Origin of the sequence: Propionivibrio sp. (genome assembly GCF_047602565.1) — a bacterium.
Lineage (GTDB): Bacteria > Pseudomonadota > Gammaproteobacteria > Burkholderiales > Rhodocyclaceae > Propionivibrio.
Genome location: NZ_JASGGX010000001.1, coordinates 3,491,616 through 3,516,082, shown reverse-complemented (window position 1 = coordinate 3,516,082; position 24,467 = coordinate 3,491,616). Strand labels below are relative to the sequence as shown.

Below are 24,467 nucleotides of genomic sequence, written 5' to 3'. Positions count from 1 at the left end.
AAATCCTAAGTCGCCAAAAAACACCCAACAAGTCGAATATATTTGAGCTTTACATCGGATATTACGAACCATCGCGGCGCGGTAAGCGCGCATGGACGCCGCCGGATCGCCGGCATCACGACGTAAGGGAAAGCCGGAGGAAGCCTTGGAGGAAGCCGCCGGACCGGCCTCGCGGGCGCGGCCGTAAGCCGGCGTGCCCCCGCGCTTCCGATCCGGCGCAGGAACCCGCCCGCGCCGCAACGGCGGCTTTGCGGAGCGCGCTAGCTCTTGTCCGCCCCGGCGGCGGATTCGGCGGCCGGCGCGGCCTTCGGCTTGCGCGGCCGGCGTCCGCGCGATGCGGCCGGCTTGGGCGCGGGCGCATCCTCCGCCACCGGCGTCGGCAACGGTTCGGGCGGATGCCCGGCTTCGGCCGCGCGTTCGGCGGCGGGTGCCTCGGGCTGTGCCGCCGCCGGTGCGGAACGGTCCTTCGCCGGCGTCCGGGCCCTGCCGCCCGGCCCGCGTTCCGGGCGGGGCTTCGCCGCCGGCATGGCGGCGGGCGCTTCAGGAGCATCCGGCGCCTCCGGCGCGGGCGCCGCAGCAGCGGCCGGTTCGGCGGGCGTGAGGACCTCGGCGTCCGTCTTCCGGGCCTCCTGGCCGTTCCGCTTGCCCCGGTTCCGGCCCCGCCGTCCCGCGGCCGCCGTGGCGCCCTCCTCGGCCGCCTTCGGCTCCGGCCGGGCGGCCGGCTCCTCCACCATGGCGGCGGACTCGGCGACGATCGGCTGGACCGCGCCGCTGCGCGAGACGAACGCGCCCGACTTCTCGTCCCGGCCGATTTCCAGCAGGCCCCGCGCCTGCGCCTCTTCGAGCAGGTTGCCGAAGCTGCGGAAGCCGAAATGGCTTTCGTTGAAGTCCGGCTTGCGCCGCTTCATCGCCTCCTTGAGCATCGACGACCAGATCTTGCCGCTCTCGCCGCGCTCGACGACCAGCGCCTCGAAGGTCGCTACCGCCAGTTCGATCGCCTCGGCCTTGCGCGCCTCATGTTCCTCGGGCGACAGGCGGGGCACGCTCTGCGCGGCCTTCGGGTCGCGCCGCACCACGGCGCGCTGGCTCTCGCGCACGAGATCGTCGTAGAAGATGAATTCGTCGCAATTGGCGATCAGCAGGTCCGAGGTGGACTGCTTGATGCCGACGCCGATCACGTGCTTGGCGTTCTCGCGCAGCTTGGACACCAGCGGCGAGAAATCCGAATCGCCGCTGACGATGACGAAGGTATCGACGTGCGATTTGGTGTAGCACAGGTCGAGCGCGTCGACGACCATGCGGATGTCGGCCGAATTCTTGCCCGACTGGCGCACGTGGGGGATCTCGATCAGTTCGAAGTTGGCCTCGTGCATCGCCGCCTTGAAGCCCTTGTAGCGCTCCCAGTCGCAATACGCCTTCTTCACCACGATGCTGCCCTTGAGCAGCAGGCGTTCGAGCACCGGCTTGATGTCGAACTTGTCGAACTTGGCGTCGCGCACGCCGAGCGCGACGTTCTCGAAATCGCAGAACATCGCGATGCTGACCGATTCGGGTGATGCCGCCATGTTTTTCTCCTGGTTTGGGTTGGGCGGAGTATACCTCTCGCCGCGCTTTTCTCCGGCGGGAACTTCCGTCCGGCTCCGACGCACTCATGATTGCACCGGAACGCCTGAATTTCCCGCAAGCAGGTAAAATTCCCGAGCTTTTTCGTCAACCATCCGACGCCCTCGCCGAGGGCGGATCGTCCCGGAGAAACTCCATGCCGCGCCGCCAGACCTTTTTTTGCCCGTGCACCAGGTATTTCTCGGCCGCCCTGCTGTGCCTGCTCGCCGCCGCCTGCGGCAAGGCGCCCGAGAACGGGCACGGCGGCATGGCCGGCGGCCCGGTGCCGGTGTCCACGGTCACCGTGCAGGAGGAAACCCTGCCGGTGACGCTCGAATACGCCGCGCAGACGCTCGGCTCGCGCGAGGTGGAAGTGCGCGCGCGGGTAACCGGCATCCTGCAGAAGCGCAACTACGTCGAGGGCGCCAGGGTCAAGGCCGGCCAGTCGCTGTTCACCATCGACCCGGCGCCGTTCGAGGCGGCCGTCGCACGCGCCGAGGCCGACGTCGCCGCCGCCGAGGCGCGTAGCGAGCAGGCGGCGAAGGACGCCGCCCGCCTGGCGCCGCTGCTCGAACCCAAGGCGATCAGCCAGAAGGACTACGACGACGCCGTGTCCGCGCAGGCGATCAGCCGCGCCGACCTGATGGCCGCCCGCGCGCGCCTGCGCGAGGCCAGGCTGAACCTGGGGTGGACGCGCGTCGAGTCGCCGCTGACGGGCGTGTCCAGCCGCGCGCTGAAATCGGAAGGCTCGCTGGTCTCCGGACCGGACGTGCTGCTGACCACGGTGACGCAGACCGATCCGATCCAGGTGATCTTCGGCGTCCCAGACAACGAGCGCCTGAAGCTGCGCCAGGACGCCGACGCCGGGCGCCTGCGCTGGCCCCGCGACGGGCGCTTCGAGGTCAGCGTCAAGCTGGCCGATGGCAGCACCTACGGCAAGAGCGGCTTCACCGACTTTTCCGACGTGCGCGTCTCGCGCGAGACCGGCACCAGCGAGGGGCGCGCCGAGCTGCCCAACCCGGACGGCCTGCTGCTGCCCGGCCAGTTCGTGCGGGTGGTGCTCGCGGGCGCCGCGCGCGTGGGTGTCTTCCGGGTGCCGCAGCGCGCGGTGCAGGAAGGGCCGCAGGGCAAATACGTGTTCGTCGTCGGCGCGGAGAACAAGGCCGAGATGCGGCCGGTGGAAACCGGCGACTGGCACGGCGGCGACGTGGTGGTGCAGAAGGGCCTCGCGTCCGGCGACCAGGTCATCGTCGACGGCGTGGTCAAGCTCGGGCCGGGCGCGCCGGTGCAGGTCACGCCGCCCGCGGCCGCGCCGGGAGCCGCGCCCGCCGCGCCCGGATCGGCGCCCGCGCCGCAGGCCGGCGGCAAGTAAGGAGGCCGAGCGATGTTCTCCCGCTTCTTCATCGACCGGCCGATCTTCGCCATGGTGATCTCGATCTTCATCGTCATCGCCGGCCTGGCCTCGATGCGCAATCTGCCGATCGCGCAATACCCGGAGATCGCGCCGCCGCAGGTGCTGGTCGCCGCCACCTACCCCGGCGCCTCGGCCGACGTGCTGGAAAAGACTGTCGCCGCGCCGCTGGAGACGCAGATCAACGGCGTCGAGGGCATGATCTACATGAACTCCACCTCGGCCTCCAACGGCCGGGTCGAGATCAACGTCACCTTCGACATCGGCACCGACATCGACCAGGCGGTGATCAACGTCAACAACCGCGTCAAGCAGGCCGAGGCGCGCCTGCCGCAGGAGGTGCGCCGGCAGGGCATCCAGGTCGAGAAGAACTCCAGTTCCTTCCTGCAGGTGCTGGCCTTCTCCTCGCCCGACGGGCGCTACGACGACCTGTACACCAGCAACTACGTGACGCTGAACGTGCTCGACGTACTGAAGCGCGTGCCCGGCACGACCAACGTGCAGATCTTCGGCGCCAAGGACTACTCGATGCGCATCTGGCTCAAGCCGGACCGCCTGGCGCAGCTCAAGCTCGCCGCCTCGGACGTGGTGCGCGCGATCAACGAGCAGAACGCGCAGTACGCGGTCGGGCGGATCGGCCAGCCGCCGACCCCGTCCGGCCAGGAAATGTCGCTGACCATCAACACGCGGGGGCGCCTGGCGGACGTCGCCGAGTTCGAGAAGATCATCGTGCGCGCCGGCGCCGACGGTTCGATCCTGCGCCTGAAGGACGTGGCGCGCGTCGAGCTCGGTTCGCGCGACTACGACTTCATCGGCCGCCACAACGGCCAGCCGGCGACGCTGATGGGCATCTTCCTCAAGCCCGGCGCCAACGCGCTGGACACCGCCACGGCGGTGAAGAAGACGCTTACCGAGCTATCCACGCGCTTTCCCGACGGCCTGACCTACGCGATCCCCTTCGACACCACGGATTTCGTGCAGGTCTCGATCCGCGAGGTGCTCAAGACGCTCGGCGAGGCGATGGTCCTGGTCTTCCTGGTGGTGTACCTGTTCCTGCAGAACTGGCGGGCGACGCTGATCCCGACGCTGGCGGTGCCGGTGTCGCTGATCGGCACCTTCGCCGGCATGCTGCTGCTCGGCTACTCGATCAACACGCTGACGCTGTTCGGCATGGTGCTGGCCATCGGCATCGTGGTCGACGACGCCATCGTGGTGCTGGAGAACGTCGAGCGCATCATGCACGAGGAGCAGGTGCCGGCCAAGGCGGCGGCCATCCAGGCCATGCACGAGGTGACCGGGCCGGTGATCGCCATCGTGCTGGTGCTGTGCGCGGTGTTCGTGCCGATCGCCTTCCTCGGCGGGCTGACCGGCGAGCTGTACCGGCAGTTCGCGGTGACCATCGCCATCGCCGTGGTCATTTCCGGCATCGTCGCGCTGACGCTGACGCCGTCGCTGTGCGTGCTCATCCTCCGGCAGGAGCACAAGGCCAGCAACCGCTTCTTCGACGCCTTCAACCGCTGGTTCACCCGCGTCACCGGCCGCTACACGCGCGGCGTGGCCTGGCTGATCCGGCGCGGCGCGCTCGGCGCCCTGCTGTTCGGCGGCATGGTCGTGATCACCGCGGGCTTCTGGAAATTCACGCCGGGCAGCCTGGTGCCGGACGAGGACCAGGGCTACTACATCAGCGCGGTCTACCTGCCCGACGGCGCGTCGCTGGAGCGCACCGACCGCATCGTCAAGGAGGTCGACGGCATCATCCGCGGCAACCCGAACGTCGCGCACACCATCGTGTTCACCGGCTTCGACTTCATCGGCGGCAGCTTCAAGAACAACGCGGCGACCTTCTTCGTCACGCTCAAGCACTGGGACGAACGCCCGGTGCCGGCCGACGCACTGATCGGCGAGCTGTTCGCCAAGACGGCGCACATCAAGGAAGCGCTGGTGCTCGCCTTCGGCCCGCCGGCGATCTTCGGCATGGGCAATTCCGGCGGCTTCGAGTTCTACCTGCAGAACCGCGGCGAGGGCGGCGCCAAGAAGCTCGGCGAAGTCAGCCAGCAGTTCATCGGCAAGCTGCAGGCGGACAAGAACTTCGCCATGGTCTCCTCGCTGTGGCGGGCCAACGTGCCGCAGCTCGACGTGGACGTCGACCGGGAGAAGGCCAAGACGCTCGGCGTGCCGATCGACGGCCTGTTCGACACGCTGGCGGCGACGCTCGGCACCTACTACGTCAACGACTTCAACAAGTTCGGCCGCACCTGGCAGGTGCTGATGTCGGCCGAGCCGGCGTTCCGCAGCAGCCCCGGCGAGATCGGCGGCATCTACGTGCGTTCGGAGCGCGGCGAAATGGTGCCGCTGTCGGCGCTGGCGCAGATCCGCCAGACGACCGGGCCGGAGACGCTGGAGCGCTTCAACAACCTGCCGTCGGTCAAGATCATCGGCAACGGCGCGCCGGGCATCTCGTCCGGCCAGGCCATCGCCGAGGTCGAGCGCATCGCCCGCGAAACCCTGCCTTCCGACTTCGGTTTCGACTGGGGCGGCGCCTCGTACCAGGAGAAGAAATCGAGCGGCTCGTCCAGCTACGCGCTGATCCTCGGCGCGATCATGGTCTTCCTGATCCTCGCCGCCCAGTACGAGCGCTGGTCGCTGCCGCTGGCGGTGCTCCTGGCCCTGCCCTTCGGCACCTTCGGCGCGCTGGCCGCGGTCTGGCTGCGCGACATGAACAACGACGTGTATTTCCAGATCGGCCTGGTCACCCTGCTCGGCCTGGCCGCCAAGAACGCCATCCTGATCGTCGAATACGCGGTGTACAAGCACGGCGAGGGCATGACCGCGGCGGCGGCGGCCATCGAAGCCGCGCGGCTGCGCTTCCGGCCGATCCTGATGACCTCGCTGGCCTTCATCCTCGGCGTGCTGCCGCTGGCCATCTCGCACGGCGCCGGCGCCGGCGCGCGGCGGGCGGTCGGCACCGGCGTGATGGGCGGCATGCTGGCGGCGACCTTCCTCGCCGTGTTCTTCGTGCCGCTCTTCTACCGGTTGATCGCCGACCGCCGGCTCGCCGAGCCGCGCAGCACCGGCGACCTGTTCGAGGAAATCCGGCAGACGCACGCCAAGGCGCACGAGAAGCTGATCAAGCGCCTGGAACGCGAAACCCGGGAGGAAAAGGACGACGAATGAGCGGGCGGCCGACGCCAAAAGCTAATTAGATGGGGACGGAAACCACAAAATCAAGGTCTTGAAAATACAGCGGATTTCCCTAATTAAGGGGTATCCGGGTGGCTCGCGCCAGCACCCGCAACCCAGGAAAGGAGATCTTCATGTATTACCGTTCCCTGTTCCCTCGCGACCTGTTCGCGGAGTTCGACCGGCTGCAACGTGAACTCCAGCAAACATTCGACCCGAATCAGAGCATCCGCGGCCTGACGCGCGGCTTCCCCGCGCTCAACGTCGGCGGCACGCCGAAGGCGGTGGACATCTATGCGTTCGCGCCCGGCATCGACCCGGCGACGCTCGACGTGCAGTTGGTCAAGGGCATGCTCACCATCGCCGGCGAACGGAAGGCCGAAGCGGTTCCGGAAAAAGCCACGCGGCACATCGATGAACGCTTCGCCGGACGCTTCCGGCGCGTCGTCTCGCTGCCCGACGACGTCGATCCGTCCGCCATCGAGGCCCAGTACCGCGACGGCGTGCTGCACGTGCGCATCCAGCGCAAGCAGGAAGCCCAGCCGCGGCGCATCACCATTCAGTAAGGAGGACGACACCATGAGCGAAAACACCGCTGTTGCCAAATCCGCGGAAAACGCCCGCAACGAGGCCGCGCTGCTGCCGCCGACCGACGTGATCGAGGATGCCGAAGGCATCACGCTGTACGCCGACCTGCCGGGCGTACCGAAGGACAAGCTCAGCCTGCAGGTGGAAGGCGACACGCTGACCATCGAAGGGACGGTGGCCCTCGAACTGCCGGAAGGCATGGAATCGAGCCATGCGGAAGTCAGCCTGCCGCACTACCGCCGGGCGTTCACCCTGTCCCGCGAGCTCGATGCGGGCAAGGTCAGCGCCGAGTTCAACCACGGCGTGCTCAAGCTGCGCATTCCCAAGGCCGAACACGCGCAGCCCCGGCGCATCGAAGTCCGGCTGAGCTGAACGGCCGGAGGGGGACGCACCGCGTTCCCCTCCGCCTGCCACATGCGCGCAAGGAGAGCAAGATGAATCTGGATTCGTTCAAGGAAAGCGTCGGTTCGCTGTGGGACAACCTCGCCGAAGGCTGGAAGCATCTGACCGAATCGGCGTCCGGGGCGCTGACGCGCTTCAAGCCGGGCGAAAAGACCGACTTGCCGGCCGGGAGCGAAGTCGACGATGCGTTCTACATGCCCAGCCGCAGCTGGTCGATGCTCGGCGGCGACGTCTTCGAGGACGAAAAACGCCTCGTCGTGCGTCTGGAAATTCCGGGGATGGAAAAGCAGGACCTCGCCATCGAAGTGCGCGACGGCGCGCTGGTCATCTCCGGCGAAAAGCGCTTCGCGCGGGAAAACACCGAAGGGCGCTGGCGGATCATGCAGTGCGCCTACGGCAGCTTCCGCCGCAGCGTGCCGCTCAGCGTGGAAGTGCTCGCCGACCAGGCCAGCGCCACGTACAGGAACGGCGTCCTGCGCGTCGAGCTGCCCAAGGCGGAGCCGGCGCCGCCGAAGTCGGTCAACGTGCCGGTGGAGTGATCGGCAACACATAGAAAAGAAAAAGCCCGGGCCGGCGCGCACAACGCCGACCCGGGCTTTTCGATGGCGGCGTCCGCCGCTCAGCCGATCCTGAACTCCAGCGATTGCGCCCCGGAATTGAGCGCGACGCTGATCGGCATCTGGCGGGCGGCCGGGCCCCACAGCTGGCGCGGGCCGGGCGAGCAGAACAGGTCCTCGGCCGCCCAGGCGGCGCGGCGCGAGAGCAGGTACTGCATGGCCGGCGAATCCATCTTGACCAGCGCCTTCTCGATCACGAACTCGTCCTTGCCGTGCCGGCGCTCGATGTTCAGCAGCCCGGTCAGCGGGATGGCGCGCGGCTCGCCGCCTCGGTCGAGGTCGGTCACCGTGGCCATGTAGCCCGTGCGGCCGTCGAGGATCAGCGAACCGGCCGTCAGCCCCAGGTTGTAGGTGTAGGCGGCGTCGAACAGCGTCGGCGCGCCGCAGCGGCCCTCGTAGCCGAGGAAGTGGCAGTGCGCGGCGAACGGGATGTCGGCGTCGATCTCCTGGAGGCGCGCCTTGACCATGTCGACCAGCAGCTGCTCGGTCGGAATCAGCGACACCTGCAGGTTGCCGTGCGAGTCGCGGTCGGCGAGCAGCATGCGCACCACGTAGGCGGGCAGCGAGGCGAGCAGCCGGGCGTTGCCCCGCGTCAGCCGGCCGGCCACGAACGCGGCCTTGTCGGCCGCCGCGGCGAATTCGGCGGCATGGTGCGCGAGCACGTCGTTGAGCTCGGCGATGAGCGCGTTCATTTCGGGGATGAACTCGATCACGCCTTCGGGAATCAGCACCACACCGTGGTTGATGCCCTTGCCGACGCGCACCGCCACGGCCTGGGCGATCTCCTCGACGATGGCGGCCAGCGACTGCTTCTTCTCGGCGATTTCCTCGGAGACGAGGGTGATCGCCGGCTTGGTCTGCAGCGCCACTTCCATGGTCACGTGCGATGCGGAACGGCCCATCAGCTTGATGAAGTGCCAGTATTTGAGCGAGGAGCGGGTGTCCTGCAGGATGTTGCCGACCATTTCGCCGTAGATCTTGGTCGCCGTGTCGAAGCCGAACGAGATCGGCAGCAGGTCGCCGATCTGCAGGTCGCCGTCGATGGTCTTCGGCACGCCGATCACCTGCACGCCCGAGCCGTCGGCCTTGACGCCCTTGAACAGGAACTCGGCGAGCACCGCGGCGTTGGTGTTCGAGTCGTCGCCGCCGATGACCACGATGGCGTCGATGCTGTTCTTGAGGCAGGTTTCCTTGACGTAGGCGAACTGGGCGTCGGTCTTGATCTTGGTGCGGTCGGTGCCGAGAAAGTCGAAGCCGCCGGTGTTGATGACGCGGTCGATGTCGGCCTCGGTGATTTCGAACAGCTGGCCCTTGATCAGCCCCTTCGGGCCGGGACGCACGCCGAACAGGGTGTTGTCCGGCCCGAGCACGCGCTTCAGGCCGCACACGACGTTGTGCCCGCCGGCCGCCGGGCCGCCCGAGAACAGGACGGCGACGCGCTTGCCGCGCGGGGCGGCGCGGTTGACGCCGGCGGCCGCCAGGACGGCGTTGCCGGAGGCCTGCACCGAATGGGGAAAGCTCGCGGCCACCTGCTCGCCGTCCCGGGTGCCGAGGACGCGGCCGCTCGCCGCGAAGGCGACGGGTTGCGGGCGGACGGCGTCGCCGAACGCGGCGCATACGGGGAGCGGCAGCGCCCGGACGGCCGATTCGAAAATCGAGTTGTGCCTTTCCATCTTCAACAGCTGATCTGACAGCGTGCTCATGCGTGATTCCTCGGGTAAGAAAAACGGGAGGCCGCCGACCGCGCACGAAGAACCGGCAAGAATCCGCGACGGGCCTTGCGCTGGCGCTGCTCTGCGGCAAAATCGATTGATTCTACCTCATTCGCCTGCTCCGCTGCGGCGGCGGACATCGCCTTCGTACCCTGCACCGGCGGGCGCGCCGGACGCCTCGGACTGTGGAAAACCGCAATGGGATTAAATCCGCGTTGCACTACCATCCTGCCGTGGTTCGCCGGCCCGCGGGCGGGTCCGGGAACCGCGGCGCGGGGAACCCCCGGGAATCGGCATGGAGCCGCGTCCGGGGGCGTATTTGCCCGCCGGTATCGCGCCGACTATAATGCGCGGCCCGGCGGGGGAGGGATAAAAGCAAGAATCGCCCCGCCGCCCCTTTTTCCGCCCGATGCCCTTGCGGCCGCGCCACGACGGCGCCCGGCCGCGAGGATTCCCGCCCGATGCATCCGCGCCTCCTTTTTTTCCCTTCCTTAATCCTTTCAGGAGATTGTTCGATGAGTACCGCCGAGACGCAGAGAGTCAAGATTGCCATTGCCAACCCGACGGCCCTGGGCCTGTTCGGGCTGGCCATCGTCACGCTGGTCGCCGCCTCGCAGAAGCTCGGCCTCACCACCGGGCTGTCCTTCGTGATCGTCTATGCCATTTTCCTCGGCGCGACGGCCCAGCTGATCGCCTGCATCCTCGACTTCATCTACGAGAACGTCTGGGGCGGCACGGTGTTCGGCGCCTACGCCTTCTTCTGGTACGCCGTGGCCACGGCCTGGATGATGAAAATGGGCGTCTTCGGCCCCGAACTCGCCGCCGCGTGCGACGTGAAGCAGTTGGGCTTCGCCTTCCTGGGCTACCTGATCTTCTCGGTGCTGATGACCCTCGGCGCCATGGAGGTCAGCAAGCTGATCTTCACCATCATGGTGGTCATCGACATTCTGCTCGCCGCGCTGGCGCTCAACGCCTTCGGCGTGGCGCCGCATCTCACGCACACCATCGGCGCGGTCGCCGAGCTGATCACCGCCCTGCTGTCCTTCTACGCCTGCGGCGCCGTGGTGCTGAACACCTTCTTCGGCCGGGTCTTCCTGCCCGTCGGCAAGCCGTTCGGCATCTTCAAGTAAGCGGCCGGCGCGCCGGGGCCTCCGTCGGCGGAGGCTCCGCACTGGCTAATTCGGCGGGCATTCCTCCCCGAACGCGCAGATGCGCTGCGCGGGTTCCGGGGTGCCTTCCGCGCAGGGCTCGCCGAACGCGCAGATGTCCGCCGCGGACGGGCGGTCCTCGAAATGCTCGCCGAACGGGCCGACGCCGTCGTTCGTTGGCGCGGCCTCCCCGCAGTCCTCGCCGAAGGCGCAGATGCGCAGATGTATCTCCGGCACCGTCCCCGTGCAGTCCTCGCCGAACGCGCAGATTTCGCGCTCCGATTTCCTGTCGACGAACGTTTCGCCGAAATCGCCGATCCTCTCCATGACTGACTCCTCTCCAGGCCGAACCGTTTCCGTCTGATCGCCGCCGGCGGGAAAGATTCCGTCTCCGCGCTACCGTCGCCCGCGGCGCGGAACGGCCGCGCTCAGGCCGGGAACTGCGCGAAATTCTGCCCCGTCGAGGCCAGCGCGCCCTGCCAGGCCGGGCTGTTGAGATCGAGCTGCTTCTTCCGCTTGGCCAGCAGATCGATCGGGACGTGGGTGAATACGCCGTGGTGCTGGCCGATCACCAGCCCGGTCTTGCCCGCCATGGCGGCGTGCACGGCGTTGCGCGCGTAGAAATCGCAGAGCACGGCGTCCTCGGCGCACGCCGGCACGCTGCGGATCATGTAGCTCGGATCGAAATAGCGCAGCGCGAACGGAATCTTCTCGGCCTTGAAGTAGGCCTCGATGCGGTCGCGCAGGAAGATGCCGATGTCCTTGAGCTTGACGTTGCCGGAGGCGTCGTGCTGCTCCTCGCCGCCGGCCAGCAGGTGCTGCCCGGCGCCTTCGGCGACCAGGATCACGGCATGGGCGCGTTTCAGGATGCGTTTCTTGAGCGCGTCGAGGAAGCCGTTCTCGCCGTCGAGGACGAAGGGCACCTCGGGCACCAGCGTGAAATTGACGTCCTGGCTGGCCACCGTCGCGCCGGCCGCGATGAAGCCGGCGTTGCGCCCCATGATCTTGACCAGCGAAATCCCGTTGAGCACGCTGTGCGCCTCGGTGTGCGCGCAGGCGATGGCCTTGGCCGCCTCGTCCACCGCCGTGACGTAGCCGAAGGTGCGGGTGACGAAGGCCACGTCGTTGTCGATGGTCTTGGGGATGCCGACCACGGCCAGCGCGTGGCCGCGCGTGCGGGCTTCCTTGCACAGTTCGGCGCCGCCGCGCTGCGTGCCGTCGCCGCCGACCACGAACAGGATGTCGACCTTGCGCCGGATCAGGTTGTCGACCGCCACGCTGACGTCGACCGGCCCGCGCGAGGTGTTGAGCACGGTGCCGCCCTCCTTGTGGATGTCCTCGACGAACTCGGGCGTCAGCGGCACCGGCTCGGAGCCGCGCCACGGATCGAGCCCCTGGTAGCCGTTGGTGAAGCCGAGAATTTCGCGCACCCCGTAGCCGTGGTGCAGTTGCAGGACCAGCGAGCGGATCACGTTGTTGAGGCCGGGGCACAGGCCGCCGCAGGTGACGATGCCGGCGCGCGTCTTGGCGGGATCGAAGAACAGCCGTTCGCGCGGCCCGGCCACCTCGAAGAACAGTTCCTCGGCGGGCGGCGCGTCGGGATCGACGATGACGGTGAACGGCACTCTGGCCTTGTCGCTGACGTGGTAATTGAGCGGCGATGGGTAGCGGGCCTCGCCGAGCACGGTGATATCCATGATTCGATCCAAGAAAATGCGGTTGCGGTCAGCCCAAAGTATCCCCGACTCGCGCCGTCGCGGTCAAATGAAACCGTGTTCCGAAATCGGCATACGGTAGAATCGCGCCCCATGAAAACGAGGCTGCGACGACTGGCCGTTCCGCTGCTGCTGCTCCTGTGTTCCGCCGCGCGCGCGGACTGGCGGGAGATCGAGCGCTTCGAGGACAACACCCGCATTTACGTGGACCGCGCGAGCCTGCGCCGCGACGGCCCGCTCGCGCACCTGCGGCATCTGGTGCGCTGGGGCGAGCCGCAGGTCGACCCCGGCCAGCCGCCCTACCTGTCGACGGTGGTGCGCACCGCCTACGACTGCGCCGACCGGCGGCAGAAATATCTGGCCTCGACGTCCTATGCCGGCGCCATGGGCAGCGGCGCCACGGTCGCCGCCGACGAGGACGAGGCCGACACGTGGGACTCGGTGTCCGCCGGCTCGATGGAAGAAAAGCTGTGGCGGATCGCCTGCGGGCAGGACTGAGTCCGGCCGGCGGCTGACCACGGCGATCAGACGGCCGGCGGCAGCATGTCGAGCCGGGCCGCCAGCTCGCGGAAGTAGGCGTACTTCTCGCGGTAGCGGGCGGCGGCCGACGCATCCGGCTCCAGGCGCGTGCCGACCGGGCACATCGCCGCCATGGCCTCCGAGAAAGAACCATAAGCGCCCGCGCCGACGGCGGCGGCGATCGCCGCGCCGAGGCAGCCCGATTCCTTGACGTGCATGACCTCGACCGGCAGTTGGGCGACGTCGGCGACCATCTGCATCCAGACGCGCGAGCGGGCCGGGCCGCCGGTCAGGCGGAGCAGGCGGTCGCGGCCGGAGAGGGCGAGGATGCGTTCGAGGTGCGCGTGCTGGGCAAAGCAGATGCCCTCATAGACCGCCTGCACCAGCTGCGGCAGGCCGTGCGCGTTGGCCAGGCCGTAGAAGCCGCCCGACAGGTTGTCGCCGAGGTTGGAGGAGAACAGATAGGGCAGAAACTGTACGCCCGTCGCGCCCTTCGGCAGCGCGGCGACCATCTCGTCGCAGCGCCGGTACGGTTGCTCGGCGGCCGGCATGAAGTTGCGCACGAACCATTCGAGGTTCGACGCCGAGGTCGGGCTGCCCTCGTGCACGAAGTACCTGCCGGGAATGCAGTAGCGGCCCCAGGTGTAGGGATACTCGGCGGCCGGGATGCTGTCGGCGATCCAGGTGGCGATGGTCCACGTGCCCATCACCACGTTGATGAAGCGTTGGTCGGCGAGGCCGGCGCACACGGCAGTGGAAACCACGTCGAAAAAGCCGCCGTAGACCGGCGTGCCGGCCGCCAGTCCGGTCTCCTCGGCGGCGCGCGCCGAAACGCCGGCCAGGCACTCCGCCGAGCCGACGACCGGCGCCGTGCAGTCGCGCATTTCCTCGATGCCGAACAGGCGCAGCAGTTCCGGCTCGTAGGCGCCGGTGTTGACGTTGAACAGGTTGCTGCCGGAGATGTTGGTGATCTCGGCCGCGAACTCGCCGGTGAGCCGGTAGCGAATCCAGTCGTGCGCCATCAGGATGCGGTGGATGCGCCGGTAGGCAGCCGCCTCGTTGGCCTTGAGCCAGGCCAGCAGCGATACCGGATGGCCGGCCCAGACCTGCTGGCAGGCGTAGGGATAGGCGGCGCGGTCGACCCCGGCGGCCTTCCAGGCGCGGACCTGCGGCAGCGCGCGGTTGTCCGAGGAGATGATGCCGTTGCGCACCGGCTCGCCGTCGCGGTCGACCGCGTAGAGCCCCTTGCCGTGCGCCGAGAAGCCGACGCCCTTGATTTCGGACGGAGGCACGCCGCCCTCGGCCAGCACGCGGCGCACGCTGGCGCAGACGGTGCGCCACATGGCGTACATGTCGCGCTCGCTCCAGCCGACCGGCCCGGCGACCGCCGGGTCGTTGAGCGCGGCCACCGCCTTTTCGCTGCCGCGCTCGTCGTAAAGGCCGCTCTTGATGACGGTGCCGCCGATGTCGATGCCGAGGAAGTATGCCATTTTCGTTTGTCCTGCCTTTCCGCGGAAAGCCGCTGCGCAATCCGCGACATTTTCCGCGAAAACCGCGCCGCCGGGCGAAAAGCCGCCCGCGTCAGACCGCTTCCGGCACGAGCAGCACCTTGATCGAATCCACCGCATGGGCGCAGTCGAAGGCGGCTCGCCAGTCGGCGAGGCCGAAGCGGTGCGTGACGATGCCCTTGGAGGTGACGAAGCCGCGTTCGAGCAGGTCGATGGCGACCGGGTAAGTGTACGGGCTCAGGTGCGCGCCGCGCACGTCGAGCTCCTTGCGGTCGCCGATCACCGACCAGTCGGTCGTCGTCTCCTTGCCGAACACGCTGAACTCGACGAAGCGGCCGAGCTTGCGGATCATGGCCAGGCCCTGCGTGACGCCGGCCGGGCTGCCGGTGGCCTCGATGTACACGTCGCAGCCGTAGCCCTGGGTCAGCGCGCGGACCACGGCCTCGGCATCCTCCTTCGCCGGGTTGATGGTCAGGTCCGCGCCGTAGCTCAGGGCCAGGGACAGGCGTTCGTCGACCGGATCGATGACGATCAGCTTCTTCGGCGTCTTGAGGTAGGCCACCTGCGCCATGAACAGGCCGAGCGGACCGGCGCCGGCGATGACCACCACGTCGTCCAGGCCGATGTCGCCGCGATTGACCGTATGGATGGCGCAGGCCAGCGGCTCGATGATCGCCGCGTCCTCGAAGCTCAGGCTGTCCGGCACCTTGTGCACCCGCGCGGTGGACGGGAACAGCATGTATTCGGCCATGCCGCCGTCGGCGACGCCCTTCTGGAAGCCGAAGATGTGGTGCACTTCGCACATCCAGTACGCGCCGCTGCGGCAAAAGCGGCATTTGTCGCACGGCACGATCTGCTCGGCGACCACCCGCTCGCCGACGCGCACGCCGAAATGCTCCTCGGCGCCCTCGCCGGCTTCGACCACCGTGCCGAAGAATTCGTGGCCGGGGACGACCGGCGTCTTGACCCACGGCTCGCCGCCGTCCGCGCCGCCCCAGAACATCGCCGCGCCGGCGTGGCATTTGTCGTCGCCGGCGCAGATGCCGCAGGCGCCGATGGCGATGAGCAGTTCGTTGGCTTTCGGCTTCGGGCGGGCGATGCGTTCGAGGCGGTAGTCCCCGGGGCCGTGGGCGACCAGGGCGAGCATGTCTGCGGCGGATGCGTGCATGGCGAGTCTCCTGTGAAAGATCGGTGGATGTTCCGGCAAGGCGGATCAGCGGCGCTTCCTGCGTTCGCGGCTGATGTAGATGGCGAACAGGATGATCAGTCCCTTGATGATGTTCTGCACGTAGGGCGAGACGCCCATCATGTTCAGGCCGTTGTTGAGCACGCCGAGCATCAGCGCGCCGACCAGCGTGCCGACGATCGAGCCGCGGCCGCCCGAGATCGAGGTGCCGCCCATCACCACGGCGGCGATGGCGTCCATCTCGAAGGCCACGCCGGCGTTCGGCTGGCCGCTCATCAGGCGCGAGCCGAGGACCAGCCCGGCCACGGCGCAGGTGAAGCCGCTCAGCGCATAGACCAGCAGCTTGTAGCGGGCGACGCGCACGCCGGACAGGCGCGCGGCCTCCTCGTTGCCGCCGATGGCGTAGATGTAGCGGCCGACCGGCGTGTGGTCGAGCAGCAGGTAGGCCAGCGCGAAGACGAGCAGCATCACCGCCACCGGCGTCTGGATGCCGAACACCGTGCCGCGGCCGAAGAAGGCGAAGGCCTCGGGCAGGCCGTCGATCGGGTAGCCGCCGGTGTAGATCAGCGCCAGCCCGCGCGCGATGCCCATGGTGGCCAGCGTGACGATGATCGGCGGCATGCCGGCGTAGGCCACGAAGAAGCCGTTGCACAGCCCGAACGCGAGGCCCACGCCGAGCCCCAGCGCGATCGCCGCCCAGGGCGGCGCGCCGGCCACCATCAGCCCGGCCATCAGCGTGCCGGAGAGCGCCATCACGGCGCCGACGCACAGGTCGATGCCGCCGGTGAGGATGGCGCAGGTCATGCCGACGGCGATGATGGCGTTGATCGACACCTGCCGCGCGATGTTCAGGAAGTTGTCGCCGGACAGGAAGTTGTCGGTCGCGGCGACCATCACCAGGCACACGGCGACCAGCCCGGCGAGCGGGAAGAAGTACGGCGCACGCCGCAGGCGGGCCAGCGCGCCGGGCCGGGCGGGCGCCGCGGCGATGGCCGGGGCGCCGTCCGCGTTCAATTCAGTTGCCTGTCGTTGCATAGCGCATTACCTCGTTGGAGTTGATGGCCTCGCCCTCAAGCGTGGCGACGATGGCCCCCTGCCGGAAGACCGCCACGCGGTCGCACAGGCCGACGATCTCCGGCAGTTCGGACGAAATGAAGATGATCGAGTAGCCCTCGCCGGTCAGCCGGCGCATCAGCAGGTAGATTTCGGCCTTGGCGCCGACGTCGATGCCGCGCGTCGGCTCGTCGAAGATCAGCACCCGGCAGCGGTGGTTGAGCCGGCGGGCGATCACCACCTTCTGCTGGTTGCCGCCGGACAGCTGGCCGACCACGCTGAGCGGCCCCGGCGCCTTGACGCCGACGCGCCGCATCACGTCCGCGGCGTCCGCGTATTCCGCGCGGCGGTCGATGAACGGGCCGCGGCCCAGGTACTTCTTCAGGTTGTTGAGCGAAATGTTGTCGCGGATGGAAAAATCGACGATCAGCCCTTCGCTCTTGCGGTTCTCCGGCAGCAGGCCGAGGCCGTTCTCCAGCGCCTCGGCGGTGTCCGTCAGCGCGACTTCCCGGCCGCGCAGGCGGACGTTCTTCCTGAACGCCGGATCGGCACCGATCACCGCGCGCGCCAGTTCGGAGCGGCCCGAGCCGACCAGGCCGGCGAAGCCGAGGATTTCGCCTTCGCGCAGGAAGAAGCCGTTGCCCGGCGCCCCTGCCGTGAGCTGCACGTCGCGCGCCTCCAGGACCACCGGCGCCCGCGCGTCGAGCGCCGGCTTCGGCGGAAAGGCCTGTTCGAGGCGGCGGCCGACCATCCATTCGACCAGCCGGTCGACGTCGGTGTCCGCGACGGCGGTGGTGCCGACGTGGTGGCCGTCGCGCAGCACGGTGATCCGGTCGCAGATCTCGAAGATTTCCTCCAGGTGGTGCGAGATGAAGATCATCGTCACGCCGTGCGCCTTGAGGTCGCGCATGATGCCGAACAGGTGCGCGGCCTCGGACGGCGTCAGCGTCGCCGTCGGCTCGTCGAGGATCAGGAGGCGCGCGTCGAGCGACAGCGCCTTGGCGATCTCGACGAACTGCTGCTGCGCCACGCTGAGCCGGCGGACCGGCGCGTCGAGGTCGATGCCGATGCCCAGCCGGGCAAACAGGGCCGCCGCTTCCTCGCGCATCCTGGCGCGCGCCAGCACGCCGAAGCGGTTGGTGTACTCGCGCCCGAGGTAGATGTTCTCCACCGCGTCGAGATCGGGGATCAGGCTGAATTCCTGGAAGATGATCGAAACACCGGCGGCGACGGCCTCGTCGTAGCCGGCGAAGCGCCGCTCCCGCCCGTCGAGCAGGATGCGCCCGGCGTCCGGCGAATAGATGCCGCTGAGAATCTTCATCAGGGTCAACTTGCCGGCGCCGTTCTCGCCCAGCAGCGCGTGGATCTCGCCCTGGCCGACCGCCAGGTCGATGTCCGTCAGCGCGTTGACGCCGGGGAAGCGCTTCGATATCCGCTCCAGCCGCAAAACCGTGTCCATGCCCGATCCCGTTCGATAAACGTGGTGCAACCTCGCCCGGCGGGCATCCCGCGTCCGGCGCGCGGAACGCCCGCGTGCCTCACCAGGCGAAGGTCCTGGCGCCGTCCTTGTCGATCAGCTTGACGTCCACCGGAATGTGCTCCGGTACGCTGGCGCCCCACTTCTTCGCCAGGGCCATGCCGATGGCGATGCGGATCTGGTCGCGCGGGAACTGCGCGGACGTGGCGATGAACTTCGAATTGGCCTTCTGCATGGCCTTGATCGCCTCCGGCGCGCCGTTGACGCTGACCAGCTTGATGTCCTTGCCGGAGGCCTCGATGGCCGCCAGTGAACCCATCGCGCCGCCGTCGTTGACGCTGAAGATGCCCTTCAGGCCGGGGTTCGCCTGGATCATGTTCTCGGTCACGGTCAGCGCCTGGTCGCGCTGCTGCTTGCCGTTCTGGGTGGCCACGATCTTGATGTCCGGGTACTTCTTGAGCGCGTCCTTGCAGCCGCGCACGCGCTCCAGGATCGGCACCACGGGAATGCCGTCCAGGATGGCCACGTCGCCCTTGCCGCCGAGCGCCTTGCCCATGTAGTCGCAGGCCATCACTCCGGCGTCGTAGTTTTTCGAGCCGACGAAGGTGTCGACCGGCCCCTTGGCGTTGGCGTCGACCGCCGCGACCACGATACCGGCGGCCTTGGCCGACTTCACCGCGCCTTCCACGCCGGTGGAGTCGGTCGGGTTGAGCAGCAGGATATCGATCTTCTTCTGCAGCATGTCCTCGACGTCGCTGATCTGCTTGGCGATGTCATGGCGCGCGTCGGTGATCACCACCGTCGCCCCCACCGACGCGGCCGCCTCTTCCAGCGCCTGTTTCATGGTCACGAAGTAGGGGTTGTTGAGCTCCTGGAACGACATGCCGATCTTCAGTCCGGCGGCGGACGACGGCGCGGCGGCCACGGCGAGCGCGGCGCCCGCGAGCAACGGAAGAGCCTTTTTCATGGTTTTCATCATTTGTCCCTCGACTAACGGTTGGTGGAATGACGCCCGGATGCCGGGGACGGCGATCGTCCTGCCGCCGCGGGCCGCCGGGACGATGGAATCGCCGGCGGCTGCAGCGGGCCGAAACCCGGGGCGTTGCGATGCCGGTTGTTTTTGACGGACACGAGGCCCCGGCCGCGCCTCGTGTCCTGTTTCATCGTGCCGGGAAGCGCCGGCTCACGGCTCCGGCTCGCGGAAGGCGAATTCCGCCTTGAGCGCCCGGTACAGGCGGCGAAAGCGCGCATGGCGGATATCCAGGTCCTCGCGCCAGTCGTCGCGCGGGAGGACGGTCTCCACGACCGGAGGCGCGGCGCACAGCGCGTCGGCCTCGCCCTCCCCGGCCGCCAGCCGCGCCAGGCGGACCGCGCCGGCGCCGGCCGCCGCGAACTCCGGCGCGTGCCGGTCGAGCGGCAGGCCGCTGGCCGTCGCCAGCAGCTCGCACCAGAAGCGGCTCTCGCCGCCCTCGCCGATCAGCGAGGCGCGGCCGAAGCGCGTTCCCGTTGCCCGGATCGCGGCCAGCCCGTCGGCGATGCTGAAGGCCACGCCTTCGAGCAGCGCGTAGGCGAACGCGGCGGGCGTGGTCCGCGCGGTCAGGCCGAAGAAGACGCCCGCGGCGCGCGCGTCGTCGTGCGGCGTGCCGGCGCCGTCCAGATAGGGCAGGAACACCGGCGCATCGTCCATCGCCTCGCGCGCGGCGGCTTCCGCCTGCGCGTGGACCACCCCGCGGCCGGGCAGGCCGGCGATGTTGGCCCACCATTCGACGCCGGCGGCGCACGCGGGCGTGACGCCCAGCTGGTGCCACAGGCCGGGCAGGCCATGCGCGAAGTTGCGCACCGCCCGTTCCGGGCAGGGCCGCGCGCCGCGCACGGTGACGCAGGACAAGCCGCTCGGGCCGAGACTGACGTAGGCGGCGCCCTCGCCGACCGCGCCGAGGCCGAGCGCCGCGGCGGCCGGCCGCGCGGCACCGGCGGCGACCGGGACGCGCGCCTTGACGCCCCAGGCCTCCGCCAGGGGCGCGCGCAGCTCGCCGGCCTGCGCGCAGCCTTCGGCCAGGCGCGGGAAACGATCCGGCGTCAGCCCGACGGCATGGATCATGCGCGCCGACCAGGCGCGGCGGGCGACGTCGAAACAGAGCGTCGCCGAGGCGTCCGACATGTCCGTGACGAATTCGCCGGTCAGGCGGAAGACGATGAAATCCTTCGGCATCAGCACCTTGGCGATGTTGTCGAAAACCGAGCGTTCGTATTTCTGCAGCCACAGCAGCTTGGGCGCGGAACAGCCCGGCAGCGCCAGGTTGCCGGTGAGCGGGCGCGCCTCGGTAACCATCGCCTCCAGCTCGACGCACTCGGCCCGGGCGCGGGCGTCGGTCCCCAGCATCGCGGGGCGCAGCAGCCGGTCGTGCTTGTCGAGCAGCGTCATGCCCTGCGTCTGCCCCGCGACGCCGATGCCGGAGAGGCGGGCGAACCCGGCCGGCGCGTCGGCGCGCACCCGGGCGACGGCTTCCAGCGTGGCGTGCCACCACTCCTCCGGGCTCTGCTCGCGCCAGCCCGGCTGCGGCGCCGAACACGCCAGCCGCACCGAGGCGTCGGCCAGCGTCCGCTCCGCGCCGTCGCACAGGACGGCGCGGACCCGGCCGATGCCGAGGTCGATCCCGAGGTAGGTGGCGTCGATCATCGCGGGAACTCAGGCGGCGGAGACGACGTTCATCTGGTACAGCGCCCGGAAGCGGCTGGGCGGCACGCCCTTCTGCGCCAGGAAATGGCGGTTGAAGTTCGACACGTTGTTGTAGCCGACGCGGAAGCAGATGTCGGCCACCGACAGCCCGCTGTCGACCAGCAGCTCGCAGGCGCGATGGATGCGCAGGGTGTTGACGTGCTGCACGAACGACATGCCGGTGTGCTTGCGGAAATAGCGCGAGAAGGTGGTGACGCTCTGGCCGGCGAGGTCGGCGACGTCGGACTCGCGCAGGTCGCTGGCGAGATTCTGGTCGATGTACGAAAGCACCTGGTTGATCGTCGAGGACATGTAGCTCGACGGGTCCGGCGAGAAGCGGCGGCTGGCCAGCTGCCGGCGCCCGCCGTCCAGGGCCAGCAGGTCGAGCAGCGACAGGAACAGCGACAGCCGGCGGCCGTTGGACGCCGTCAGCAGCTCTTCCATGAGCGGCCGCGCGGCAGCGCCGGTGGCGTCGGCAAAGACCACGCCGCGCCGCGCCTCCGCGACCAGGCCGTCGAGATAACGCATTTCCGGAAAGGTGAGGATGCGCTGGCAGAAGAACTCGGTGGAGAACTGCAGGATCAGGTTGCGCCGCTCGACGGTGCGCCCCTCGGGCAGTTCGCTGACCCAGTTGTGCGGCAGGTTGGGCGCCATGAAGACGAGGTTGCCCGGCGCGAAGCGGCCGACGAAATCGCCGACGAAATACTGTCCCGAGGTTTCCGTGATCAGCTGGATCTCGTATTCCGGATGGAAATGCCAGCGTACCGTGCGGAATGGGTAGCCGTGCCCCCAGACCTTGAACGATTCATGCTGAAGCACATCGACGACTTCGAGATCCGGCTTCATGTGTCCCCCGACGATGAAAGCAGTGACAGGTCCCTTTTTGCCGCTCGACCCCGGCGCTCCAATCTGGCGCGTGGTCATCGGCTCCTACATGGGATGCCACTGTAGTATCGGCGCAAGTGATGATCAACCAATAAAGCTTTGTCATTCCGATACTTTTTTGCCATTCATCATGACGGCGATGCAAAAAAGCTCGCCCTGTTCATGCCGCTTCCTGAAAACCGGACAGTGATCGACGGCATGTTTCCGTTCCCGCCGAAAGGAAACACCGATGCCGCGCCTGCGCGTTCCGGATCAGCTAAAGTAGCGCCCATCGGAGGGAGGTTGCGGTCGCCTGCGGCGCCTCCCACCCAACTCGCGCGAAGGAAAGCACATGAAGGCACTGGCAAAACTCGAGGCTGCCCCCGGCCTCGCCCTGTGTGAGGTCGACCGGCCGGTGACCGGCCCCAACGACGTCCTGATCAAGATCAGGAAAACCGCCATCTGCGGCACCGACGTCCATATCTGGAAATGGGACGAATGGGCGCAGAAGACGATCCCCGTGCCCATGCACGTCGGCCACGAATACGTCGGTACGGTCGTCGAGCTGGGTTCCGAGGTGCGGGGCTTCAAGGTCGGCGACCGGGTTTCGGGCGAGGGGCACATCACCTGCGGCCATTGCCGCAACTGCCGGGCCGGGCGGCGCCATCTCTGCCGCAACACGGTCGGCGTCGGCGTCAATCGGCCGGGCGCGTTCGCCGAATACCTCGCCCTGCCGGCCTTCAACGCCTTTCCGATTCCGGACGGGATTTCCGACGATCTGGCGGCGATCTTCGACCCCTTCGGCAACGCCGTGCACACGGCGCTGTCGTTCAACATGGTCGGCGAGGACGTGCTCGTCACCGGCGCGGGGCCGATCGGCATCATGGCCGTCGCCGTGGCCCGGCACGTCGGCGCGCGGCACGTGGTGATCACCGACGTGAATGACTATCGCCTCGGCCTGGCCCGCACGATGGGCGCCACGCGGGCGGTGAACGTGGCGCGGGAGGACGTGCGGCAGGTGATGAAGGAACTCGGCATGACCGAGGGCTTCGACGTCGGGCTGGAGATGTCCGGCAACCCGCAGGCCTTCCGGACGATGCTGCAGGTCATGCAGCACGGCGGCAAGGTCGCGCTGCTCGGCATTCCGCCGGCCGACACGGCGATCGACTGGAACCAGGTGATCTTCAAGGGACTGGAGATCAAGGGCATCTACGGCCGGGAGATGTTCGAGACGTGGTACAAGATGGTCGCCCTGCTCCAGTCCGGCCTGGACATCGCGCCGGTGATCACCCACCGCTACCCGGTCGCCGACTTCGCGGAGGGCTTCGCCATGATGATCTCGGGACAAAGCGGCAAGGTCATCCTCGACTGGGAAAGCGCGTGAGCCGGCCGCGCCGGATGAAGCGGTAACGGCAGTTCCCGTCGGGCACGAAGAAAAAAGGCAGGGCCTCGCGGCCCTGCCCCGTTCGACGCCGCATGCCCTTACATGAACCAGGTCATGGGGACGGTAACGAGTTTGGGGAAGAAGACGAGCAGGAACATGAGTACGGTTTCGGCGAGGAGGAAGGGCCAGACGCCGATGATGACCTTGTCGAGGGATTCCTTGGAGACGCCGGCGACGACGTTGAGGACGGTGCCGACGGGCGGGGTGAGCAGCCCGAGGGCGTTGTTCATGATGAAGAGCACGCCGAAGTAGTAGGGATCGATGCCGGCCTGCTTGACCACGGGGACCAGGATCGGGCCGAGGATCAGCACGGTGGGCATCAGGTCGAGGGCGGTGCCGACGATGACCACCAGCACCATGATCACGAACATCAGGAGGATCGGGCTGTCCATGAACGGCTGCAGCATGGCGATGGCCTGGGCCGGGATGTTGGCGATGGTGATCAGCCAGGCCGAGACCATGGCGCAGGCGACCAGGAACATGATCGTGCTGGAGGTCTTCAGGGCGGCGAGCATCAGGGCCGGGATGGTGCGGTAGTCGAGCTCGCGGTAGATGAACAGGCCGGCGACCAGGGAGTAGAAGACGGCGACCACCGCCGCCTCGGTCGGGGTGAACACCCCGGCGCGCATGCCGCCGATGATCACGAAGGGCAGCACCAGCGCCCAGATGCCCTGGCGCAGGGACGCGAGCAGGCGGCCCAGGTCGAAGCGGTGATGGCTGGCGCCGCCCGGCTCCTTCTTGGACACGAACCACCAGGTGAGCGCCAGGGTCAGGGCGAACAAGACGCCCGGGAAGATGCCGGCCATGAACAGCTTGGTCACCGAGAGCTGGGTGGTCACCCCGAACACCACCAGCGGGATCGACGGCGGGATCACCGGGGCGATGCAGCCGGCGGTGGCGATGAGGCCGGCCGAGCGCGGCACGTCGTAGCCGCCGTTGCGCATCATCGGGATGAGCAGGGCGGCGACCGCGGCGGTGTCGGCGACCGCCGAGCCGGAGATGCTGGCCACCACCGCGGCGGTGATGATCGCCACGTAGCCGAGCCCGCCGCGCACGTGCCCGGCCAGGGCGTCGGCCACGGCGACGATGCGCTTGGAGAGCCCGCCGGCGTTCATCAGCTCGCCGGTGAGCATGAAGAAGGGCACGGCCATGAGCGGATAGTTGTTGGCGCCTTCGAGCAGATTCTGGGCGATGATCTGGGTGTCGAAGTTGTCCATCTGGATCATCAGGGCGACGCCGCAGATGAGCAGGGCGAAGGCGATCGGGGCGCCGAGGGCCATGGCGCCGAGCAGCGAGAAGAGGAAGGTGGCGATGGTCATGAA

The 24,467-nt window shown here is 68.3% G+C and carries 20 protein-coding genes; 8 read left to right on the top strand and 12 right to left on the bottom strand.

All coding sequences use genetic code 11. The features are described 5' to 3' along the window. Window positions 1–260 precede the first annotated feature (260 nt). Window positions 261–1,565, bottom strand: coding sequence for an NYN domain-containing protein (locus tag QM701_RS16680; RefSeq protein ID WP_415168132.1), 1,305 nt, complete (start codon window positions 1,563–1,565; stop codon window positions 261–263). Window positions 1,566–1,759: 194 nt separating this feature from the next. Between QM701_RS16680 and QM701_RS16675 the strand changes: the two genes are divergently transcribed. The 5 genes from QM701_RS16675 to QM701_RS16655 all read left to right on the top strand — a co-directional run bounded on the left by QM701_RS16675 (window position 1,760) and on the right by QM701_RS16655 (window position 7,722). Next, the gene (locus tag QM701_RS16675; RefSeq protein WP_415168131.1) at window positions 1,760–2,974 is read left to right on the top strand and encodes an efflux RND transporter periplasmic adaptor subunit; all 1,215 of its coding nucleotides are present in this window, start codon (window positions 1,760–1,762) and stop codon (window positions 2,972–2,974) included. Between the two features lie 12 nt (window positions 2,975–2,986). Beyond that, complete coding sequence (locus tag QM701_RS16670) at window positions 2,987–6,187, top strand: efflux RND transporter permease subunit (protein WP_415168130.1); 3,201 nt, start codon at window positions 2,987–2,989, stop codon at window positions 6,185–6,187. Between the two features lie 140 nt (window positions 6,188–6,327). Beyond that, window positions 6,328–6,759 (top strand): Hsp20/alpha crystallin family protein, encoded by a 432-nt coding sequence (locus QM701_RS16665; protein ID WP_415168129.1) that lies wholly within the window; start codon window positions 6,328–6,330, stop codon window positions 6,757–6,759. A 13-nt stretch (window positions 6,760–6,772) separates the two neighbouring features. Continuing rightward, window positions 6,773–7,153: an Hsp20/alpha crystallin family protein gene (locus tag QM701_RS16660; RefSeq protein ID WP_415168128.1), complete on the top strand. Its 381-nt coding sequence runs from the start codon at window positions 6,773–6,775 to the stop codon at window positions 7,151–7,153. Between the two features lie 62 nt (window positions 7,154–7,215). Further along, window positions 7,216–7,722, top strand: coding sequence for an Hsp20/alpha crystallin family protein (locus tag QM701_RS16655; RefSeq protein WP_415168127.1), 507 nt, complete (start codon window positions 7,216–7,218; stop codon window positions 7,720–7,722). 80 nt (window positions 7,723–7,802) lie between these two features. Here the strand turns inward: QM701_RS16655 and QM701_RS16650 are convergent, their stop codons facing one another. Beyond that, window positions 7,803–9,503, bottom strand: a complete 1,701-nt coding sequence (locus QM701_RS16650; RefSeq protein ID WP_415168126.1) for a diphosphate--fructose-6-phosphate 1-phosphotransferase — start codon at window positions 9,501–9,503, stop codon at window positions 7,803–7,805. A 524-nt stretch (window positions 9,504–10,027) separates the two neighbouring features. On the opposite strand from QM701_RS16650, the gene QM701_RS16645 reads away from it, so the two are divergent. Continuing rightward, on the top strand, window positions 10,028–10,642 hold the full coding sequence (locus QM701_RS16645; RefSeq protein ID WP_415168125.1) for an acetate uptake transporter: 615 nt from the start codon (window positions 10,028–10,030) through the stop codon (window positions 10,640–10,642). Between the two features lie 45 nt (window positions 10,643–10,687). On the opposite strand, the gene QM701_RS16640 is transcribed toward QM701_RS16645, so the two are convergent. Both QM701_RS16640 and QM701_RS16635 read right to left on the bottom strand, forming a co-directional pair. Then, the gene (locus QM701_RS16640; protein WP_415168124.1) at window positions 10,688–10,987 is read right to left on the bottom strand and encodes a hypothetical protein; all 300 of its coding nucleotides are present in this window, start codon (window positions 10,985–10,987) and stop codon (window positions 10,688–10,690) included. Between the two features lie 101 nt (window positions 10,988–11,088). Beyond that, window positions 11,089–12,357 carry an ATP-dependent 6-phosphofructokinase gene (locus QM701_RS16635; protein WP_415168123.1) on the bottom strand — a complete coding sequence of 423 codons (1,269 nt, stop codon included), beginning with the start codon at window positions 12,355–12,357 and terminating at the stop codon, window positions 11,089–11,091. Between the two features lie 111 nt (window positions 12,358–12,468). On the opposite strand from QM701_RS16635, the gene QM701_RS16630 reads away from it, so the two are divergent. Continuing rightward, window positions 12,469–12,873, top strand: a complete 405-nt coding sequence (locus tag QM701_RS16630; RefSeq protein ID WP_415168122.1) for a surface-adhesin E family protein — start codon at window positions 12,469–12,471, stop codon at window positions 12,871–12,873. A 26-nt stretch (window positions 12,874–12,899) separates the two neighbouring features. On the opposite strand, the gene QM701_RS16625 is transcribed toward QM701_RS16630, so the two are convergent. The 7 genes from QM701_RS16625 to QM701_RS16595 all read right to left on the bottom strand — a co-directional run bounded on the left by QM701_RS16625 (window position 12,900) and on the right by QM701_RS16595 (window position 21,683). Continuing rightward, entirely contained in the window at window positions 12,900–14,384 is a 1,485-nt protein-coding gene (locus QM701_RS16625) for an FGGY-family carbohydrate kinase (protein ID WP_415168121.1), read from the bottom strand. Between the two features lie 91 nt (window positions 14,385–14,475). Beyond that, window positions 14,476–15,570, bottom strand: a complete 1,095-nt coding sequence (locus tag QM701_RS16620) for an alcohol dehydrogenase catalytic domain-containing protein (RefSeq protein WP_415168120.1) — start codon at window positions 15,568–15,570, stop codon at window positions 14,476–14,478. Between the two features lie 45 nt (window positions 15,571–15,615). Continuing rightward, the gene (locus QM701_RS16615) at window positions 15,616–16,602 is read right to left on the bottom strand and encodes an ABC transporter permease (protein WP_415168119.1); all 987 of its coding nucleotides are present in this window, start codon (window positions 16,600–16,602) and stop codon (window positions 15,616–15,618) included. Window position 16,603: 1 nt separating this feature from the next. Next, window positions 16,604–18,100 (bottom strand): sugar ABC transporter ATP-binding protein, encoded by a 1,497-nt coding sequence (locus QM701_RS16610; RefSeq protein WP_415168118.1) that lies wholly within the window; start codon window positions 18,098–18,100, stop codon window positions 16,604–16,606. A 79-nt stretch (window positions 18,101–18,179) separates the two neighbouring features. Then, window positions 18,180–19,085, bottom strand: a complete 906-nt coding sequence (locus tag QM701_RS16605) for an ABC transporter substrate-binding protein (protein ID WP_415168117.1) — start codon at window positions 19,083–19,085, stop codon at window positions 18,180–18,182. A gap of 216 nt (window positions 19,086–19,301) precedes the next feature. Beyond that, complete coding sequence (gene xylB / locus QM701_RS16600) at window positions 19,302–20,798, bottom strand: xylulokinase (protein WP_415168116.1); 1,497 nt, start codon at window positions 20,796–20,798, stop codon at window positions 19,302–19,304. 9 nt (window positions 20,799–20,807) lie between these two features. Next, window positions 20,808–21,683 carry a helix-turn-helix domain-containing protein gene (locus QM701_RS16595; RefSeq protein ID WP_415168115.1) on the bottom strand — a complete coding sequence of 292 codons (876 nt, stop codon included), beginning with the start codon at window positions 21,681–21,683 and terminating at the stop codon, window positions 20,808–20,810. A 370-nt stretch (window positions 21,684–22,053) separates the two neighbouring features. Between QM701_RS16595 and tdh the strand changes: the two genes are divergently transcribed. Further along, window positions 22,054–23,085 carry an L-threonine 3-dehydrogenase gene (gene tdh / locus QM701_RS16590; protein ID WP_415168114.1) on the top strand — a complete coding sequence of 344 codons (1,032 nt, stop codon included), beginning with the start codon at window positions 22,054–22,056 and terminating at the stop codon, window positions 23,083–23,085. A 98-nt stretch (window positions 23,086–23,183) separates the two neighbouring features. Here the strand turns inward: tdh and QM701_RS16585 are convergent, their stop codons facing one another. Continuing rightward, window positions 23,184–24,464: a TRAP transporter large permease gene (locus tag QM701_RS16585; protein ID WP_415169422.1), complete on the bottom strand. Its 1,281-nt coding sequence runs from the start codon at window positions 24,462–24,464 to the stop codon at window positions 23,184–23,186. Window positions 24,465–24,467 lie beyond the last annotated feature (3 nt).

What these genes read in the sequence shown, in the direction of transcription:
- QM701_RS16680 (WP_415168132.1), bottom strand. Translation starts at nt 1,565, where the DNA reads ATGGCGGCATCACCCGAATCGGTCAGCATCGCGATGTTCTGCGATTTC.
- QM701_RS16675 (WP_415168131.1), top strand. Translation starts at nt 1,760, where the DNA reads ATGCCGCGCCGCCAGACCTTTTTTTGCCCGTGCACCAGGTATTTCTCG.
- QM701_RS16670 (WP_415168130.1), top strand. Translation starts at nt 2,987, where the DNA reads ATGTTCTCCCGCTTCTTCATCGACCGGCCGATCTTCGCCATGGTGATC.
- QM701_RS16665 (WP_415168129.1), top strand. Translation starts at nt 6,328, where the DNA reads ATGTATTACCGTTCCCTGTTCCCTCGCGACCTGTTCGCGGAGTTCGAC.
- QM701_RS16660 (WP_415168128.1), top strand. Translation starts at nt 6,773, where the DNA reads ATGAGCGAAAACACCGCTGTTGCCAAATCCGCGGAAAACGCCCGCAAC.
- QM701_RS16655 (WP_415168127.1), top strand. Translation starts at nt 7,216, where the DNA reads ATGAATCTGGATTCGTTCAAGGAAAGCGTCGGTTCGCTGTGGGACAAC.
- QM701_RS16650 (WP_415168126.1), bottom strand. Translation starts at nt 9,503, where the DNA reads ATGAGCACGCTGTCAGATCAGCTGTTGAAGATGGAAAGGCACAACTCG.
- QM701_RS16645 (WP_415168125.1), top strand. Translation starts at nt 10,028, where the DNA reads ATGAGTACCGCCGAGACGCAGAGAGTCAAGATTGCCATTGCCAACCCG.
- QM701_RS16640 (WP_415168124.1), bottom strand. Translation starts at nt 10,987, where the DNA reads ATGGAGAGGATCGGCGATTTCGGCGAAACGTTCGTCGACAGGAAATCG.
- QM701_RS16635 (WP_415168123.1), bottom strand. Translation starts at nt 12,357, where the DNA reads ATGGATATCACCGTGCTCGGCGAGGCCCGCTACCCATCGCCGCTCAAT.
- QM701_RS16630 (WP_415168122.1), top strand. Translation starts at nt 12,469, where the DNA reads ATGAAAACGAGGCTGCGACGACTGGCCGTTCCGCTGCTGCTGCTCCTG.
- QM701_RS16625 (WP_415168121.1), bottom strand. Translation starts at nt 14,384, where the DNA reads ATGGCATACTTCCTCGGCATCGACATCGGCGGCACCGTCATCAAGAGC.
- QM701_RS16620 (WP_415168120.1), bottom strand. Translation starts at nt 15,570, where the DNA reads ATGCACGCATCCGCCGCAGACATGCTCGCCCTGGTCGCCCACGGCCCC.
- QM701_RS16610 (WP_415168118.1), bottom strand. Translation starts at nt 18,100, where the DNA reads ATGGACACGGTTTTGCGGCTGGAGCGGATATCGAAGCGCTTCCCCGGC.
- QM701_RS16605 (WP_415168117.1), bottom strand. Translation starts at nt 19,085, where the DNA reads ATGAAAAAGGCTCTTCCGTTGCTCGCGGGCGCCGCGCTCGCCGTGGCC.
- xylB (WP_415168116.1), bottom strand. Translation starts at nt 20,798, where the DNA reads ATGATCGACGCCACCTACCTCGGGATCGACCTCGGCATCGGCCGGGTC.
- QM701_RS16595 (WP_415168115.1), bottom strand. Translation starts at nt 21,683, where the DNA reads ATGAAGCCGGATCTCGAAGTCGTCGATGTGCTTCAGCATGAATCGTTC.
- tdh (WP_415168114.1), top strand. Translation starts at nt 22,054, where the DNA reads ATGAAGGCACTGGCAAAACTCGAGGCTGCCCCCGGCCTCGCCCTGTGT.
- QM701_RS16585 (WP_415169422.1), bottom strand. Translation starts at nt 24,464, where the DNA reads ATGACCATCGCCACCTTCCTCTTCTCGCTGCTCGGCGCCATGGCCCTC.